At 30.2% G+C, this 18,616-nt stretch carries 12 protein-coding genes; 8 read left to right on the top strand and 4 right to left on the bottom strand.

Translation table 11 applies throughout. The annotated features are described in order from the left end of the window. Positions 1 to 15: 15 nt before the first annotated feature. A complete protein-coding gene (locus tag AWN65_RS07130) occupies positions 16 to 2,562 on the bottom strand; it encodes an ATP-dependent Clp protease ATP-binding subunit (RefSeq protein ID WP_060382528.1) in 2,547 nt (848 codons plus the stop codon). A gap of 261 nt (positions 2,563 to 2,823) precedes the next feature. On the opposite strand from AWN65_RS07130, the gene gyrA reads away from it, so the two are divergent. Both gyrA and AWN65_RS07120 read left to right on the top strand, forming a co-directional pair. Next, positions 2,824 to 5,382, top strand: a complete 2,559-nt coding sequence (gene gyrA, locus AWN65_RS07125; RefSeq protein ID WP_060382527.1) for a DNA gyrase subunit A — start codon at positions 2,824 to 2,826, stop codon at positions 5,380 to 5,382. Between the two features lie 16 nt (positions 5,383 to 5,398). Next, positions 5,399 to 6,676 (top strand): tetratricopeptide repeat protein, encoded by a 1,278-nt coding sequence (locus AWN65_RS07120; RefSeq protein WP_060382526.1) that lies wholly within the window; start codon positions 5,399 to 5,401, stop codon positions 6,674 to 6,676. Positions 6,677 to 7,174: 498 nt separating this feature from the next. Here AWN65_RS07120 and AWN65_RS07115 read toward each other — a convergent pair whose 3' ends face one another. Both AWN65_RS07115 and AWN65_RS07110 read right to left on the bottom strand, forming a co-directional pair. Continuing rightward, positions 7,175 to 7,540 (bottom strand): PUR family DNA/RNA-binding protein, encoded by a 366-nt coding sequence (locus AWN65_RS07115; RefSeq protein ID WP_060382525.1) that lies wholly within the window; start codon positions 7,538 to 7,540, stop codon positions 7,175 to 7,177. A gap of 72 nt (positions 7,541 to 7,612) precedes the next feature. After that, positions 7,613 to 9,376 carry an ABC transporter ATP-binding protein gene (locus tag AWN65_RS07110; protein ID WP_060383850.1) on the bottom strand — a complete coding sequence of 588 codons (1,764 nt, stop codon included), beginning with the start codon at positions 9,374 to 9,376 and terminating at the stop codon, positions 7,613 to 7,615. A 198-nt stretch (positions 9,377 to 9,574) separates the two neighbouring features. Between AWN65_RS07110 and AWN65_RS07105 the strand changes: the two genes are divergently transcribed. The 6 genes from AWN65_RS07105 to AWN65_RS15205 all read left to right on the top strand — a co-directional run bounded on the left by AWN65_RS07105 (position 9,575) and on the right by AWN65_RS15205 (position 17,116). After that, on the top strand, positions 9,575 to 10,678 hold the full coding sequence (locus tag AWN65_RS07105) for a Glu/Leu/Phe/Val family dehydrogenase (RefSeq protein WP_060382524.1): 1,104 nt from the start codon (positions 9,575 to 9,577) through the stop codon (positions 10,676 to 10,678). 175 nt (positions 10,679 to 10,853) lie between these two features. Continuing rightward, a complete protein-coding gene (nusB, locus tag AWN65_RS07100) occupies positions 10,854 to 11,762 on the top strand; it encodes a transcription antitermination factor NusB (RefSeq protein WP_060382523.1) in 909 nt (302 codons plus the stop codon). A 7-nt stretch (positions 11,763 to 11,769) separates the two neighbouring features. Further along, entirely contained in the window at positions 11,770 to 12,270 is a 501-nt protein-coding gene (locus AWN65_RS07095; protein ID WP_060382522.1) for a DUF1573 domain-containing protein, read from the top strand. A gap of 44 nt (positions 12,271 to 12,314) precedes the next feature. Beyond that, the gene (yajC, locus tag AWN65_RS07090; protein WP_060382521.1) at positions 12,315 to 12,578 is read left to right on the top strand and encodes a preprotein translocase subunit YajC; all 264 of its coding nucleotides are present in this window, start codon (positions 12,315 to 12,317) and stop codon (positions 12,576 to 12,578) included. Between the two features lie 1,471 nt (positions 12,579 to 14,049). Further along, a complete protein-coding gene (locus AWN65_RS07085) occupies positions 14,050 to 15,309 on the top strand; it encodes an aminotransferase class I/II-fold pyridoxal phosphate-dependent enzyme (RefSeq protein ID WP_060382520.1) in 1,260 nt (419 codons plus the stop codon). 445 nt (positions 15,310 to 15,754) lie between these two features. After that, positions 15,755 to 17,116 (top strand): hypothetical protein, encoded by a 1,362-nt coding sequence (locus AWN65_RS15205; RefSeq protein ID WP_063744209.1) that lies wholly within the window; start codon positions 15,755 to 15,757, stop codon positions 17,114 to 17,116. 271 nt (positions 17,117 to 17,387) lie between these two features. On the opposite strand, the gene AWN65_RS07075 is transcribed toward AWN65_RS15205, so the two are convergent. Beyond that, positions 17,388 to 18,395, bottom strand: coding sequence for an IS256 family transposase, variant Zn-binding type (locus AWN65_RS07075; protein WP_424959246.1), 1,008 nt, complete (start codon positions 18,393 to 18,395; stop codon positions 17,388 to 17,390). Positions 18,396 to 18,616 lie beyond the last annotated feature (221 nt).

Raw genomic sequence — 18,616 nt, 5'->3', positions numbered from 1 at the left:
GAATAAAAAAGCCTACTAGTCTGTAGGCTTTTGAGATTTTTTTACTTGAATTTTTAATTCTTGTGAACTAGTATCTAAATCCATCTCAATTATATCTCCTTCATGAATTTTAGAAGTGATAATTTCTTCTGCAAGTGCATCTTCTACATATTTTTGGATGGCTCTTTTTAACGGACGAGCACCAAATTGTTTATCAAAACCTTTTTCTGCAATGAAAGCTTTGGCTTCTTCCGTTAGTTGTAATTCGTATCCTAATTCTTTAATACGAGCATATAATTTTTGTAATTCAATATTGATGATTTTATCAATATCTTCTTTTTCAAGGGCGTTAAATACAATTACGTCGTCAATTCTGTTTAAGAACTCAGGAGCAAAAGTTTTTTTCAATGCGCTTTCAATAACTCCTTTTGCATGGTCATCTGCTTGTGCTTGTTTAGCAGCAGTACCAAAACCTACACCTTGACCAAAGTCTTTTAACTGTCGAGCCCCTACATTAGAAGTCATAATGATAATAGTATTTCTAAAGTCAATTTTTCGACCCAAACTATCTGTTAAATAACCGTCGTCAAGCACTTGTAACATCATATTGAAAACATCGGGATGTGCTTTTTCAATTTCGTCTAAAAGAACTACACAATAAGGTTTGCGTCTTACTTTTTCGGTTAATTGCCCTCCTTCTTCATAACCAACATATCCTGGAGGAGCTCCAACTAAACGTGATATAGCAAATTTTTCCATGTATTCACTCATGTCAACTCTAACTAGAGCTTCTTCTGAATCAAATAATTCTTTAGCTAATACTTTTGCTAATTGGGTTTTACCAACACCTGTTGAGCCTAAGAAAATAAATGAGCCTATTGGTTTATTAGGGTCTTTTAATCCCGCTCGATTTCGTTGAATAGCACGTGCAATTTTTTGAACTGCATCTTTTTGACCTATCACTTTTTTGTCTAGAATTTCAGGTAAATGAGCTAACTTGTTACTTTCAGTTTGCGCAATACGATTTACAGGAATACCTGTCATCATAGATACTACATCGGCAACATTGTCTTCTGTAACGCTTATTCTGTTGTTTTTAGAATCCTCTTCCCATTGTTCTTGAGCTATTGCTAATTCTTTTTCAATGCGTTTTTCATCATCACGTAGTTTAGCTGCTTCTTCATATTTTTGACGTTTTACAACGGTATTTTTTAATTCACGTACTTCGTCTAATTGACGTTCTAAATCTAGGATTTGTTTAGGTACATCAATATTTGTTATGTGTACGCGAGAACCCGCTTCATCTAGTGCGTCAATAGCTTTATCAGGAAGAAAACGATCGCTCATATAACGTTCCGTTAGTTTCACACAAGCTTCAATAGCTTCTGGTGTAAAACTCACATTATGATGATCTTCGTATTTCCCTTTTATGTTATTTAGTATTGTGATAGTCTCTTCAATGGAAGTTGGATCTACAATAACCTTTTGAAAACGACGTTCTAGCGCGCCATCTTTTTCTATATACTGACGGTATTCGTCTAATGTAGTAGCCCCAATACATTGTATTTCACCTCTTGCTAGAGCGGGTTTGAACATATTAGAAGCGTCAAGAGAGCCTGTAGCTCCACCTGCTCCCACAATGGTATGAATTTCATCAATGAATAGAATGATGTCATCATTTTTTTCTAACTCATTCATAACGGCTTTCATACGTTCTTCAAACTGACCACGATATTTAGTACCAGCTACTAATGAAGCAAGGTCTAATGTTACAACTCTTTTGTTGTATAAAATTCTAGAAACTTTCTTTTGTACAATTCTTAGAGCTAAGCCTTCCGCAATAGCTGACTTTCCAACGCCAGGTTCGCCTATTAATAGCGGGTTGTTTTTCTTTCTTCGGCTTAAAATTTGCGAAACACGTTCTATTTCTTTTTCACGTCCTACAACAGGATCTAGTTTACCTTCTTCTGCCATTTCGGTTAAATCGCGTCCAAAATTATCTAAGACAGGAGTTTTAGATTTTTTGTTTGATTTATTGGCAGGATTAGAAGGGGGGCCTTGACTAAAACTGTCATCTTGTCTTGAATCATCACCATAAGACGACTCGTTTTTAGGAAAATTGTCTTGAAAATCTTCTTCGTTTGGCATCATAGTTAAATATTGTTCTTTAGCTGTATCGTAATCAATTTTGAGTTTATGTAATAATTTTGTGGTAGGATCATTTTCATTACGTAGTATACATAAAAGTAAATGAGCCGTACTGATTGTTGTACTTTGAAAAACTTTGGCTTCTAAGAAAGTAGTTTTTAAAGCTCTTTCAGCTTGTCTTGTTAGATGTAAATTTTTTTTATCATTACTTAAAGAAAGATTGGGATTTGCAGGACTTAATATCTCAACTTTTCTACGCAAATGCTCTAAATCAATCGAAAGATTGTTTAAGATATGAATGGCAGAACCATTGCCATCTCTTAAAATTCCAAGCATAAAGTGTTCAGTACCAATAAAATCATGACCTAAACGCAGTGCTTCCTCTTTACTGAAAGTAATTACTTCTCTAACTCTTGGTGAAAAATTGTCATCCATATCTTACAGTTATTAGTAATTGTAAATTTAATAATTTATAAACGGAATTACAAAAAACATTCCATTTCAATTATACTGTCAGGCTAAAAGACAAAAAAAAAATGAGACAAACAAAGGTTATTGTGTGTATTTATTAACCAATACAGGTTGTTTGTTTGTTAATAAAAAAATGAAATAACAAGAGTAAGAGTGTGTTCAAAATCAGATAAATCCGTATATTAGCGCGTTTGTAAAAAATTTGATAAATTAACGTAAATACTTATGTCTGAGGGAGAAAAGTTAATTCCAATTAACATTGAAGACGAAATGAAATCAGCTTATATCGATTATTCGATGTCAGTTATTGTATCAAGAGCGTTACCAGATGTTAGAGATGGTTTAAAGCCTGTACACCGTCGTGTGTTATTTGGAATGCATGAATTAGGAGTTTTTTCTAATAGACCACACAAAAAGTCAGCGAGAATTGTAGGGGAAGTGTTAGGTAAGTATCACCCACATGGGGATTCTTCTGTATATGATGCCATGGTTCGTATGGCACAGGATTGGAGCTTACGCTATTTAATGGTAGATGGTCAAGGAAACTTTGGATCAATAGATGGAGATAGTCCTGCGGCTATGCGTTATACAGAGGCAAGAATGAAAAAGTTCTCTGAAGAAATGTTAGCTGATATTGATAAAGAAACAGTTGATTTTCAATTAAACTTTGACGATACTTTAGAAGAACCTAAAGTAATGCCTACAAAAGTACCCAATTTGCTTGTAAATGGAGCATCTGGTATTGCTGTTGGTATGGCTACTAATATGGCTCCTCATAATTTATCTGAAGTAATAGAAGGAACTTTAGCTTATATAAATAACAATGATATTGAAGTAGATGAATTAGCTACCTATATAAAAGCACCTGATTTTCCAACAGGAGGCGTTATTTATGGTATGGATGGGGTGCGTGAAGCATTTAAGACAGGACGTGGTCGTGTGGTAATTCGTGCTAAAGTGGGTTTTGAAGAAGTAGATGGACGTGAAGCAATTGTAGTAACGGAAATTCCTTATCAGGTGAATAAAGCAGAAATGATTAAAAAAACTGCTGACTTGGTAAATGATAAAAAAATTGAAGGAATATCAACCATACGTGATGAGTCTGATAGAAACGGTATGCGCATCGTTTATATATTAAAAAGAGATGCTGTACCCAATGTAGTATTAAATACACTCTATAAATATACACAATTGCAATCATCGTTTAGTGTTAATAATATTGCATTAGTAAACGGAAGACCTCAATTGTTAAATCTGAAAGACTTAATACATTACTTTGTAGAGCACCGTCATGACGTGGTTACACGTCGTGCACAATTTGACTTACGAAAAGCAGAAGAAAGAGCACATATTTTAGAAGGTTTAATCATAGCATCGGATAATATTGACGAGGTTATTGCACTTATTCGTTCTTCTAAAGATGGAGAAGAAGCACGTGGAAAATTAATAGAACGATTCAATCTTTCTGAAATTCAAGCTCGTGCCATTGTAGAAATGCGTTTAAGACAATTAACAGGTCTTGAACAAGACAAACTACGTGCAGAATACGAAGAAATTATGAAATTAATAGCGGAGTTAAAAGCATTATTAGCTAGTAAAGAACTTCGTATGAATTTAATAAAAGAAGAATTACTAGAAGTTAAAGAAAAATACGGTGACACGCGTCGTTCTACAATTGAATACTCAGGAGGAGATATGAGTATTGAAGACTTAATTGCTGATGAACAAGTTGTTATTACCATATCACATGCAGGCTACATAAAACGTACTCCGTTATCAGAATATAAAACTCAAAATAGAGGAGGAGTAGGACAAAAATCAGCGGGGACACGCGATCAGGATTTCTTAGAACACATGTACGTAGCAACCAATCACCAATACATGTTATTCTTTACCCAAAAAGGAAAATGTTTCTGGATGAGAGTATACGAAATCCCTGAAGGAAGCAAAGTTGCTAAAGGACGTGCTATTCAAAACTTGATAAACATTGAGCAAGATGATAAAGTAAAAGCCTTTATTTGTACAAAAGATTTAAAAGATCAAGAATACATCAATGGTCACTATGTAATCATGGTAACAAAAGAAGGACAAGTTAAAAAAACTTCTTTAGAACAATATTCACGTCCACGTACTAATGGGGTAGCGGCTATTACTATAAAAGAAGGTGATGAGTTGTTAGAAGCAAAATTGACAACAGGAAACAGTCAAGTCTTAATTGCTGTTAAGTCCGGAAAACTAGTTCGTTTTGAAGAAGAAAAAACCAGACCAATGGGAAGAACAGCATCAGGAGTAAGAGGAGTAACCCTTGCTGATGAAAAAGATGAAGTAATAGGGATGGTGTCTATTGATCGAGATCATGTAAATGATTCTCAAATATTGGTAGTTACAGAAAACGGTTATGGAAAACGAACTAAATTAGTAGATGATGATGGAGAAGATGTGTACAGAATTACAAACCGTGGAGGAAAAGGAGTTAAAACCTTAAATATTACAGAAAAAACAGGCTCACTTATTGCTATTAATAACGTTACAGATGATGATGATTTAATGATTATCAATAAATCAGGTTTAACTATTCGGATGAGAGTTTCAGATTTACGTGTTATGGGACGCGCAACACAGGGAGTTCGTTTGATTAATATCAAAGGAAAAGATTCTATTGCGGCAGTTTGTAAAGTAATGAGAGAAGAAGATGAAGAGGAAATTAATTCAGAAGAAAATGAATTGAATAATCATTTAACAACTGATTCTGAAGAAGGAACAGAATTAGAAAATCAAGAATAATATAAATAAAAATAAAATGAAAATAAAGAATTTAGCACTAGTAACGGCTTTGTTTTTGTCAGTTACTACAAATGCTCAAAAAGAAGATATCAAAGTAGCTGAAAAAGCATTACGATCAGGAAATCCTACTGAAGCTAAAACAGCATTAGATAAAATAGAGTATATGATTGTAAATTTAGACAATCCAACAAAAGCACAGTATTATTTTTTATTAGGAAATACAAATCTAGAATTAGCTAAGAAAAATATTGAAGAAGGAAAAAATCTAGTAGCAGCAGCTAAAGCCTATAATGAACTAAAATCAACTGAAGCTAGCTCTGGAAAAAATAAATATACAGGACAAGCAGAAACCTCTTTAATTGAAGTTAAACGTTTATTGACCAATAATGCTATTGCAGACTCAAATGCAAAACGTTATAAAGAAAGTGCTCAAAAATTATACGAAGTGTACGGTTTAGATAAAAAAGACACAACAATGTTATATTATGCAGCAGGCACAGCTATAAACGGTGAAGATTATGATACAGCCCTTTCTTATTATAAAATCTTAAAAGACCTGAAATATTCAGGTAAATCAACTAATTATTTAGCTAAAAACAAATCAAACGGACAAGAAGAAACTTTTGCTTCGATGAAAGATAGAGATTTTTCTGTAAAAGTAGGAACTCATGAAGCTCCAAGAACAGAAAATATCTCATCAAAAAGAGGTGAAATAATTAAAAATATTGCACTAATTCTAAATCAAAAAGGAGATTTGTCAGCTGCTAAAAGAGCCGTAGAAGAAGCAATACAAGCTAATCCTGGAGATACGGGATTGTATACTGCTGGTATGGAAGTAGCATTAAAAGCAAATGATTATGCAACGTATAAAAAATATGCACAAGAAGCTCTAGCACAAGATCCTAATAATGCCGATTTGTTTTATAACTTAGGTGTTATTTCGGGACAAGCAAATGATAAACAAGCAAAAATAGACGCAGAAGGATATTATCTAAAAGCAATTCAGATAGATCCAAAATACAAAAATGCGTATTTGAATTTAGGCGTTTTGAAATTAGATGGAGAAAAAGAAATTGTAGATCAAATGAATAAATTAGGAACTTCCGCAGCTGACATGAAAAAGTATGAAGCTTTAAAAGTAAAAAGAGAAAATTTATACAAATCAGCAATTCCTCATCTAGAAAAAGCGTACGAGTTATTTGAAAGTGATAAAGACATTAAAAATACATTATTAAATATGTATAATGCACTTGATATGACAGATAAATACAAAGCATTAAAAGCTAAAAATTAAATTAAAAATAAATGAATGATGTAAAAAGAGGATGTTTGAAAAGTGAAAATCAATGTTCAGCCTGTCTGCTTCAGCAATAAGAAAACTCGTATTATCAGCGTTACGTGATACTTCGACTGGAATTTTTCTTTGGTAGACAAGATCGAAGCCTCTTTTTACTGTTTTATGTTACTTGAGCTTTTATATTCTTTTTAAGTTTAACTAATTTTAATTTTTTACTAGCAAATTTTTCATGTTATGTTGTTTTTATTACATAATTTTTGAAAAAGTGATTTGTTAACTCTGAATTTATTATCAAATAATTTTTTTGAAGAGAGTAAGATATTTTGTAACTAAAACTGTAATTCATAAAAAGAGGCTGTTCCAAAAAAATTGGCAGCCTCTTTTTATTATTAAAGATCCAAATACCTATCGAAGATGAATTTTATATATCCGATTTTTAGAAAGTGAGTTTAAATTTTAGGAGACACTTTCTTTTTAGTTTTTGTTTCAAAAATTTTAAATATCATCGAAATCAATATCTGTAAAAGAATTCCTTAAACCATCTCCTTCTCTTTGATATTCCTTTTTAAAATCTTTTTGGTGACGTTCAGAAATCACTTCTTCTCCTTTTTGATCTAAAACGTAAGAAGTCATTTCATCTAAAATATCTCTAAATGCAGCAAAATCTTCTTTATATAAATAGATTTTGTGCTTTTTAAAATGAAAAGATCCATCATCTTCTGTAAATTTTTTACTTTCTGTAATTGTGATGTAATAATCATCTGCCTTTGTAGAACGTACATCAAAGAAGTAAGTTCTTCTCCCTGCACGTAATACTTTAGAAAAAATTTCTTCTTTTTCTAACATTTCGTTTTCGTTCATTCTCATTCTATCAAAAATTATTTTGTGTTGTGATGTTCAAATTTGTAAAAAAAAATACTTACAGCCAAATATTTATTGAAAATCTTTTTCAGTTAATTGTTTTAAATATAAATTTTTATAATAACCCTCTTGATTTACTAGTTGATTATGAGTTCCTTGCTGAGTAATTATTCCTTTTTCTAAAACTATAATTTTATCTGCATCTTTAGCAGAAGATACTCTATGGGTTACCATTATAATCGTTTGATTTTTAATATATTTTGTAAAATTATTTAAAATTTTTTCCTCTGTTTCTGTATCTACTGCGGACAAACTATCATCTAATAACAATATAAGAGCCTCTTTTATTAATGCTCTTGCTATAGAAAGACGTTGTTTTTGACCTCCTGAAAGGGTAATTCCTCTTTCACCTAACAATGTTTCGTATTGATCCTTAAATCCTAAAATAGTATCATGAATAACAGCTTGTTTTGCTACGGTTATTACATTTTTTAAGTTAGAACCTTCTTTTCCGAAACAGATATTATTAAAAATTGTATCTGAAAATAAAAACGAATCTTGTGGGACAACACTTATAGCATTTCTTATGTCTTGCAATTGAATTTTTTTAATATTTATTCCATCAATAAAAATAGTTCCTTCCGATGCGTCATATAATCTAGGAAGAAGTGATAATAGAGTAGACTTTCCAGCACCTGTAGATCCTAAAATAACGACTCTTTCCCCCTTCTTTATTTTAAAAGATACATCTTTTAAAATTAATTCATCTGTATTAGGATAATGAAAGCTAACATTTTTAAATTCAATAGTATCGATCGTAGTATGTGATGTAGCCTTTAAATCAACTCTAATATCGGGCGTGATTTTTAAAAATTCATTGATCCGTTTTTGTGAAGCTTCTGCTTCTTGAACTAAGGATGAAACCCAGCCTATAGAGGTAACAGGCCAAATTAACATATTGATATAAAGTATGAATTTAGCTATAACACCAAGATTTAATAAACTTCCTTGAATATACATATAACTTCCTACGGAAATTACGAACAAATTACTTAATCCTATTAATAATAACATTAAAGGCGCAAAAAAAGCTTGTGTCTTAGCTAAATCAATACTTTTTTTATAATTAATCCTAGATAAATCCTCAAGTTCTAATCCTTTAAATAATTGAATATGAAAAGATTTAACAACCCTAATTCCTGAAAAATATTCTTGTGCAAAGCTAGTTAGCTTAGATAAATTTTCTTGAAAAATAGTACTTTTTTTATTAATTTCGGAACTGATCTTAAAAATAGAATAAGCTAATAAAGGTAATGGCAATAATACAATTAGAGTTAATATTTTAGAAATTTTTATCATATAAAAAATGACGATAGCAAATCTAATTAAGGTATTAATTGTATACATTACGGCAGGGCCAACATACATTCTTACACGTGCTATATCTTCTGTAATTCGATTCATTAAATCCCCTGTTCTATTTTCAACATAAAAATTTTGACTTAATGTTTCATATTTTTTAAAAACTTCATTTTTTAGATCGTATTCTACATGACGTGACATAACAATTAAAGTTTGGCGCATCAAAAAAGTTAAAAAACCAGCCAATAAAGTAGCTCCTAAAATAAGAATGATGTAATTTCTTAAATTCTTCCTTATTTCAGTTGAATCAGATTGGTTAGATCTAAAATAATATTCTATCTCAGAAATAGAATCTCCAATCAATTCAGGAGTATATAATGAAAAAAATTGGGCGATTATTGTAATTAAAATTCCTCCAAAAAAATGGTATTTATACTTTAAAAAATAAGGGGTGATATACCTAAGTTCTTTCATTTTTTCAAAATAAAAACGTTTTAAATAAAAATATATTAATAAAACTTTAATATTTAAACGATAATTTAAAGATAATAAAATTTTATTTTTTATAACTAGGACTAAATATTTTAGCTTATAATTGCAAAAAATTAATCGAAAAGCGTAATTTTGTAATGGTTTTAAAAAACAAACCATACTATTAAAAAAACATTCATTATGATTACTGAATCTGTAAAAGCAAGTGAATTACATAAAGTTGACCCTGTTTTCGGTCAAGTTTCATTTGATAATCACGAACAAATTGTTTTTTGCCAAGACAAAGATACTGGTTTAAAAGCAATAATTGGTATCCATAACACAGTTTTAGGACCTGCATTAGGAGGTACTAGAATGTGGAAATATACAAACGAATGGGAAGCATTAAATGATGTATTACGTTTGTCTCGAGGAATGACTTTTAAATCGGCTATTTCTGGTTTAAACCTAGGTGGTGGTAAAGCCGTAATTATTGGCGATTCAAAAGTTGACAAAACTCCTGAAATGATTGCGAAATTTGGTCAATTTGTACATTCTTTAAGTGGGCGTTATATTACAGCTGAAGATGTAGGAACTACCACGCCTGATATGGATCTAATTCGTCAACACACATCATACGTAACAGGTATCTCAGAAGCAATAGGTGGATCAGGAAACCCATCTCCCGTTACAGCATACGGGGTATATATGGGGATGAAAGCGGCTTCTAAATATAAGTTCGGATCTGAAAATTTAGACGGGAAAAAAGTTTTAGTTCAAGGTATTGGCCACGTAGGAGAAACTTTAGTAGACTATTTAACAAAAGAAGGAGCAAAAGTTGTTATTTCTGATATTAATGAAGCTCGTTTGATTGAAATAGGAAATAAATACGGAGCTAAAATTTTTCAAGGAGATGATCTATACAGCTTAGATGTTGATATTTACGCTCCTTGTGCTTTGGGTGCAACAGTTAATGATGATACAATCAATAAGTTACAAGCAAAAGTAATTGCGGGGGCGGCTAATAATCAATTAGCAAATGAAGTACGTCATGGACAAATGCTTAAAGAAAAAGGAATTTTATATGCTCCAGACTTTTTAATTAATGCAGGAGGGATCATTAATGTATACGGTGAAATAGCTAATTATGGAAAAGAAGAAGCTATGCGTAGAACAGAAAATATATTCAATACTACATTAGAAATATTTGATTACGCAGATACTAATAATATTACAACTCACGAAGCTGCTTTCAAAATTGCTCAAAATAGAATTGATCTAAAAAAGAAAGAATTAGCTAAGTAATTAGCTCGTTGAAAATAAAATATATAACAAAATTTGTTAATTACTCTTTTGTTAAAATATTTTAATCTCTAAAAAAAAATGTATTTTTGCGAAGCGAAAGAAACTCTTTCGCTTCGTTAATTTTTTAAAAGTTCTTACAAAGGTGTTAAATAGAAGACATATCCGACTAAAAGTGATGCAAACCATATATGCAATGCATCAAAACCATTCTGATAATATTGAAAAAGAAGAAAGATTCTTATTTAGTAGTATCGATAATATGCAAGACTTATATCTTGTAACCATATCTTTATTATTAGAAATAAGAAAAAAAGAGGAAGAGTTTTTAGACTTATCTAGCAAAAAGTATTTAGCTACCCGAGAAGAAAAAAATCCAAATTTAAAACTTGTTAATAATAAAGTTCTTCAACTTTTAGAAGAAAGCAATTCTTTATCTATAGCTTTAGCAGATAGAAAAATTAATGATTGGCATATACACGAAGAATATGTGAAGATTTTTACTGCTGAGATTAAACAAAGCGATTTATATAAAAAATATATGAATAATCGTACTAACGATTTTCAAGAAGATAAAGAGTTTATTATAAGTTTGTTTACCGAAATTTTAGCTCCAAATATTAAACTTTATGAATATCTAGAAGATCATAAGTTAACTTGGATAGATGATATTCCACTAATTAATACATATATTGTTAAACAATTAAGAGCAATTAAAAGTGAAGAAGACCTATTCTTTGTTCCTAAATTATTTTCTGATATTGAAGATCGAGAATTTGTATCTCAACTTTTTCGTAAAACAACCTTAAATGAAGAAGCTCTTGCTAAAGAATTTGCTGAAAAAACACCTAATTGGGAAATAGAACGTATTGCTGAAATTGATACAATCATCTTAAAAATGGCTATTTGCGAATTATTAAAATTTCCATCAATTCCTGTTAAAGTAACAATTAACGAATATTTAGAAATAGCAAAAGAATATTCTACGCCAAAAAGTTCTATATTTATCAATGGAATTTTAGATAATTTAGTAAAAGAATTTAACACTAACGGCAAGTTAAAAAAGACGGGTCGTGGCTTAATGTAATAACAAAATGAAAAAGTACAGTTTTGCAATTTTTACAATCCTTTCGTTAGTAGCCTGCAAATCTAAAGACGAATTTGAGGTTCAACAATTAGACGATAATAATTTAGTATTACCACAAGGTGTGCTTTCCATGAAAGAAGAGAGCATGAAAAAGAAACTAAAACCAGGTGAATACCCAAAAATAGAGTTTGATAATCTTCAACATGATTTTGGAACAATTAAACAAGGAGATAAAGTAGAGCATATATTTAAGTTTACCAATACAGGTAAAAATGATTTATATGTAATGGAAGTTCGTCCTTCTTGTGGATGTACTGCCCCAGAATGGACAAAGACACCCGTAAAAAAAGGACAATCAGGTGAAATAAAAATTATTTTTGATTCCAAAGGAAAATCGGGTCAACAAACTAAATCAGTAGCTCTTTTAACCAATACAGAACAAGGAAATGAAATTTTAACATTTAAAGCAAATATATTAGTAGAAAATAATGTACCTACTACTAAATAGTTTTAATATCCTAATAATAATATAAAAAAGAAAGTTAATACGAAATGATGCAATTTTTACCTTATTTGTTAATGTTTGTTGTAATGTTTGTGTTTTTAATACTACCACAACAACGAAAAATAAAAAAAGAAAAAGAATTTGAATCTTCACTAAAAGTTGGTGATAAGGTCATTACCAAAAGCGGAATTCATGGAAAAATAGCTGAATTAGCCGAAGGTGTAGTTATTGTAGAAACGATGGCTGGTAAGATAAAAATGGAACGTTCAGCCATTTCATCAGACATGACAATAGCATTAAATAAAAAATAATTTTTTTATTAAGTAATAAGTAGCCATCACCTAAAAAATGATGGCTATTTTAATTTTAAGATTTTATGGCTTAATCCAAATATGGTATAACAAATCTTTATAGATAAAAAAAGAACTTGATCTTTTATTATTCAAATAGTCAAAATTATATATACAGAAAAATATTTTTATCATAGTGTTAATTTATTAATACTCCTTTTCTAACCAAGTAGCTTTTATAAGATATTTTTTATATTCTCTTTAAAGAAATTACCTAATTTAAATAGAATGCTTTTATATCATATTTTATCAATTAAAGACTAATGATTATCCCTTAAAAATCATGATTTAGTTATCTATTTTATTTTGAATAATATAAATTAAAAGAATAGTTGAGTATTTAAAAATACGTAAACACATCTATATGTGTTGATTAGAAGTAATAAGCTAGAAAATAATACCATTTAAAATTTGAAATTTCCTCACAATACTATTTTTTCAACTTTGAGACTGTCCTAAAAGTTCGCAATCCTCATTTCGACCAAAGGGAGAAATCACATAATGTTTGATTTAGACACTATACTACAAAAGCAATAAAAATTAATGTTGGTTCTCGATGCGCTTCGCGTTCGAACTAACGATGATTTCAATTATATACTAAACCGTTTGTTCGAGTTGTTTTAAAATGAAAAAAAATATCGAGAATTTTACTTTTTAATCCAGTATATTTTAAGTGGTATAAGAATTTATATTTTATCTTGTAGATATAAAAGACAAATTGCTAAAAAGTAATTTCAAAAAAGGAGTATAAGTAAAATTTAACAAAATATATGGTAAAACCGTAATAAGTTTTAATATTAGTATTTTAAATTTGTCATACGTTCTTAATCAAGTAAACAAACTAAATTTTTAAACGTATTATTTGATAAAGCATATTTATAATCCATATTATGGGTGTTTTTACTCTGTAATTTTATTAAAATTGTAGACAAAACATATAGAAACACCGTGACTTTATCTTTTATTTTGTTTTTGGGAGATATAAAATTATCGTTTAAAAATTAAAAAAACAGCCATGCAAATTGTATGGCTATTTTTTTATTAAAATAAATGGTTTTTAGGTATAAGAAATATTTAACAAAATATACGGAAAACCCGTAACAAGATTAGGTTGCAGTTACTTAACTTTGCCTCGCATTGCTTAGTCAAATAAACATTTTTTATTTTTAAATGATCTACGCGAGTAAAGGTTTACTAAAAGATATTTCGTATTATTTAATTGAGTAGTTTTCTTCTTAACACTTCTTATTTTTAGTAAAACAATACGCTTTATCTCGTTATTTGTTTTTGGGGAATTACATTGATCGTTTAAAATTATCAAGAAAAGTCATACTGTTTAGAGTATGACTTTTTTTATTTATTGTTCCTTCAATTTTTAATTTAATCGGTATTAATTTATATTTTTGCTTCGATTTTTTAATCTAATAATAAGATGGTAAAAGACTTATTCGAAAGAATTCAAAACAATAAAGGTCCATTAGGAAAATGGGCATCGCAAGCGGAAGGTTACTATGTATTTCCTAAACTTGAAGGTGATTTAGGTCCTCGTATGAAGTTTCATGGTAAAGAAATTTTAAATTGGTCTATCAATGATTATTTAGGTTTGGCTAATCATCCTGAAATTAGAAAAATTGATACAGAAGCAGCTGAACAATATGGAGCGGCTTATCCTATGGGAGCTCGTATGATGAGTGGACATACAAGTTTACATGAACAATTACAAAATGAATTAGCATCATTTGTGAGTAAAGAAGCTGCCTATTTATTAAATTTTGGTTATCAAGGTATGGTATCTACTATTGATGCCCTAGTAACTAAAAATGATGTAATTGTATACGATGTAGACTCACATGGTTGTATAATTGATGGGGTTCGTTTACACATGGGCAAACGTTTTACCTATAAGCACAATGATGTGGAAAGCCTTGAGAAAAATCTACAACGTGCAACCAAAATGGCTGCTGAATTAGGTGGTGGTATTTTAGTAATTACTGAAGGCGTTTTTGGAATGCGTGGTCAACAAGGTAAGTTAAAAGAAATCGTTGCCTTAAAAGAAAAATACAATTTCCGTTTATTAGTAGATGATGCACATGGCTTTGGTACTTTAGGTAAGACAGGAGCTGGAGCTGGAGAAGAACAAGGCTGCCAAGATGGTATAGATATTTATTTTTCAACTTTTGCTAAATCAATGGCTAGTATAGGAGCTTTTGTGGCAGGTGATAAAGATATTATTGATTATTTAAAATACAACTTGCGCTCTCAAATGTTTGCAAAGTCTTTGCCTATGATATTTACAGTAGGTGCTTTAAAACGCTTAGAAATGTTGCGTACAATGCCCGAATTAAAAAATAAGTTGTGGGAGAATGTAAATTACTTGCAAAATGGATTAAAATCTAAAGGTTTTAATATAGGCGATACAAATACTTGTGTAACTCCTGTATATCTAGAAGGTTCTATTCCTGAAGCCATGGTTATGGTTAATGATTTAAGAGAAAATTATAATATCTTTTTGTCAATTGTTGTATATCCTGTAATTCCTAAAGGAATTATCTTACTAAGAATGATACCTACCGCATCTCATACTATTACTGATATAGACGAAACACTAGCTGCATTTGAAGCTATTCGTGAAAAATTAAGTAATGGTACTTACAAAGTATTAGCTGAAAGTAGTGTAGAAAACGTATCTTAAAAAACAGTTGAAAACGTATTGAATATAAACAAATACAAATTTTAATTTTATAAAAGAGAGTTACCCAAAAGTTTGAAATCCTGTCATTTCAACCCAAAGTAAAAATAATATAGTGCTGATAATGTAACTTCTCCTGTTATTGAAGTTGATAATTGATAAGTTAAATGTTAATTAATTACTTTTTAGATACCTTTTTTGAAATAAATAGAACTCCATCCAAATTAAGTTTTAGGCTTTATGATGAAGATGAAAGGATGAATAAGATAGAAAAGAAAAAGATTCAGTTTTTTTAAAAGATGATTGAATTATAAAACAAAAAGACTGTCCTAGGCACATTCATAATTACCCAAACACTTGCATATCAACAAAATAAGTGTTATTTTAGAAGAAACAAACCCCGAAATTGCTCAAAAAGAGTCAAAAACGGGGTTTTTCTTTAAATGCTATGCCAAAAATAATACGTTTAAGCGAATTTCAATACCAAATTCCATTTTTTACTATCAATAAAGATTTTGATGGTTTTTACGCCCAATTTTTAAAAACAGATTTGGGTAAAATTTATCTTTCGATGCCTTTTTCAGAGCTTGCTCAAGCCTTCAAACTGAAAGATTCTCAAAAAGGGACTCATTGTTATTTTAGTCCTAAAGGCAAAATTGCTCTGATGATGCTTAAAAACTACTACGGTTGTTCGGATAAAAAGTTGATTGAACTTCTCAATGGAAATATCTTTATGCAATTTTTTTGTGATATTCTGATTCCGATTGATAAACCTTTGAAAAACTTTAAAATCGTGAGTCAAATCAGAATGGAGCTATCCAAGACTTTAACCATTGGCAAAGCTCAAGAAGTACTAGCTAAGAACTGGATTCCTTATATGGGAGATTTAGATAAAATGCTTACGGATGCTACTTGTTACGAGAGTGAAGTGCGCTTTCCTACGAACCAGAAATTGCTTTGGGAGTGTGTACAGTGGAATTATAAGCAAATGGAAGCTTTGTGTCATTTGTTTAAAATAAAACTACCAAGAACTAAATATTTAGATTGGTGTAAGCGATACAATCAATATTCAAAAAAGAGAAAAAAACAATCAAAACATCGCACAAAAGTTACCCGAGGTTTACTTAAATTATTATACAAACTCAATGGCGAACTTAGCCGTATTGAAGCACAAAATCCGTTTGAAGCCACTACAAAATATAGCAAACAGCGCCTGATTATCAAACAAGTATACAAACAACAAATTCAGATATTTAAAACTGGTAAAAGTGTTCCAGACAGGATTGTAAGTATTAGCAAAAGTTATATCCGCCCAATTGTTCGCGGGAAAGAAGTAAAGCAAGTTGAATTTGGAGCCAAAGTAAACAAAATTCAAATCGATGGCATTAACTTCATCGAACACATTCAATATCGAGCTTTCAACGAAGGAACTCGTCTGCAAAGCAGTGTTTTTTGCGCTCAGAATTTAACTAAAACAAAAGTAAAAATACTTGGAGCCGATGCCATTTATGCTACCAATAAAAATCGAACCTTCACGTCTACCAATACTATCCAAACCGATTTTGTACGTAAAGGAAAAGCTGGAAAAAATGAAGAACAACGCAAAATTTTAGCGCAACACATCAAGAAAGAACGAGCTACTCGACTAGAAGGAAGTTTTGGCAAGGAGAAGGAACATTACCATCTCAAGAAAATCAAAGCCAAAACCCAAAAAAGTGAGATCCTTTGGATTTTCTTTGGCATTCACACAGCCAATGCATTAGAAATAGGGAGACGGATTTATCTACAACAGCAAACTTTAGTAGCATAAAAAAAATGTAAGACCAGCATCATAGGGGAACGTGCGTCGTGTTGCGACCCAAAAACCTATTTTTAAACATTTGAATCCTGGTAATGTGGTCAAAAATGGTTGGTAATTTTTGATTTTAAATTGCTTATATTACAACATCAAATTGAAGAGGAAGTTGGCTCTGCTGAGGAGCAACCAACCAGCAATAAGTTTGATGATTATACGATAATTAAAGGATAGGTTTTAATCTATCCTTTTTTAATTATCGGTAATCAAATATGGCTGAAAAAACCTATTTTTCAATTTGATTTTTATAGTATAAATACCATCTTAAAAAGTTCTTCCTGTTTTTTATACTTAATCCTCTATGAATATTTAGATTGTCTTTCAAATGTCCAAAAAATGATTCAAGAGCATTAGTTGAATTTGGTATTTTATCATCTTTAAGATAGGTAAACATATGTGGTAATGCTTTTTTAATTACAGTAAATGATCTTCTAACCATTTTATGAGTATACCAATATTTTTTACTTTCGATTTTATATGATCTTTCATTAAGATAGTCTCTATATTTTTCTTCCCAATGTATAAGCTCTATTAACCATAATTGTCTTTTGTATTCAGAATTAATCTGATGGATTTTAATTATAATTTGCTTTAATTCAAAGCCTGATTTGTGTTTTGGATTGGCCGTGAGCCATATTTTACACATTCTTGAAATATGTACTAAACACCTTTGAAAAGCTATGTCAGGGCAAATATTTTGTATCGCTTTTAATACAGATTTATCACCATCAGAAGTAATACATTTTATAGTAATCCCAAGATTTAATAAATTTTGTAAATCTTCTGCAACTTCTTCATAATTTTCGTTATCAGTTATTCTATAAAGTTGAGTAGATTTTAAATGAAAATTTCTATAAACTACTAGACAAATATCATTAGGAAAATAAGTTCCATCAATCATAAGATAAACATCATCAGTGGAGCTAAACTCTAAAACAGGAGCTTTAGATAACATTTTAGAAAAATAACGTTGTAAAGTACTTTTACTGTAACCAGATTCAAGTGAAATTTTATCAAAAATATCTTTACCGATTATCCAGTTTTTAAACCAAATCTCTTTATTAGAATCTGAAACTGATTTATTATTTGAAGTAAATAATTGACCACAATCATTACACTTAAATCGTTGCTTATTTTCTCTTATTCCCCACTTTATCGTATTGAGGCTTTTACAGGTTGGACAACGCTTTTTTTTGAAGTTTTCATGAAATAAAAAAAGTTTATTGAAACTAATTTCAATAAACTTTCGTCAATATCATATTTTATAATGCTTTACAGCATTTTTACCAACCATTTTTGACTATTAAACCTGAATCCTTTAAAAAACAACAATGACCCAAATTTGTAAATCAAAATGGGTCATTGTTTTATTTTTTTACAAAAGTGAGGTTACTTCTGAATGTGCCTGTCCTAATAAAAAAAATTAAGGACAGTCTTTTTTATATTAAAAGATAT

Source organism: Flavobacterium covae, assembly GCF_001534645.1.
GTDB classification, from domain to species: Bacteria; Bacteroidota; Bacteroidia; order Flavobacteriales; family Flavobacteriaceae; genus Flavobacterium; species Flavobacterium covae.
This window is presented reverse-complemented; position numbering and strand designations above follow the sequence as displayed.

What these genes read in the sequence shown, in the direction of transcription:
- AWN65_RS07115 (WP_060382525.1), bottom strand. Translation starts at nt 7,540, where the DNA reads ATGAACGAAAACGAAATGTTAGAAAAAGAAGAAATTTTTTCTAAAGTA.
- AWN65_RS07130 (WP_060382528.1), bottom strand. Translation starts at nt 2,562, where the DNA reads ATGGATGACAATTTTTCACCAAGAGTTAGAGAAGTAATTACTTTCAGT.
- AWN65_RS07095 (WP_060382522.1), top strand. Translation starts at nt 11,770, where the DNA reads ATGAAAAAGTACAGTTTTGCAATTTTTACAATCCTTTCGTTAGTAGCC.
- AWN65_RS07105 (WP_060382524.1), top strand. Translation starts at nt 9,575, where the DNA reads ATGATTACTGAATCTGTAAAAGCAAGTGAATTACATAAAGTTGACCCT.
- nusB (WP_060382523.1), top strand. Translation starts at nt 10,854, where the DNA reads ATGCAAACCATATATGCAATGCATCAAAACCATTCTGATAATATTGAA.
- yajC (WP_060382521.1), top strand. Translation starts at nt 12,315, where the DNA reads ATGATGCAATTTTTACCTTATTTGTTAATGTTTGTTGTAATGTTTGTG.
- AWN65_RS07085 (WP_060382520.1), top strand. Translation starts at nt 14,050, where the DNA reads ATGGTAAAAGACTTATTCGAAAGAATTCAAAACAATAAAGGTCCATTA.
- gyrA (WP_060382527.1), top strand. Translation starts at nt 2,824, where the DNA reads ATGTCTGAGGGAGAAAAGTTAATTCCAATTAACATTGAAGACGAAATG.
- AWN65_RS15205 (WP_063744209.1), top strand. Translation starts at nt 15,755, where the DNA reads ATGCCAAAAATAATACGTTTAAGCGAATTTCAATACCAAATTCCATTT.
- AWN65_RS07120 (WP_060382526.1), top strand. Translation starts at nt 5,399, where the DNA reads ATGAAAATAAAGAATTTAGCACTAGTAACGGCTTTGTTTTTGTCAGTT.
- AWN65_RS07110 (WP_060383850.1), bottom strand. Translation starts at nt 9,376, where the DNA reads ATGAAAGAACTTAGGTATATCACCCCTTATTTTTTAAAGTATAAATAC.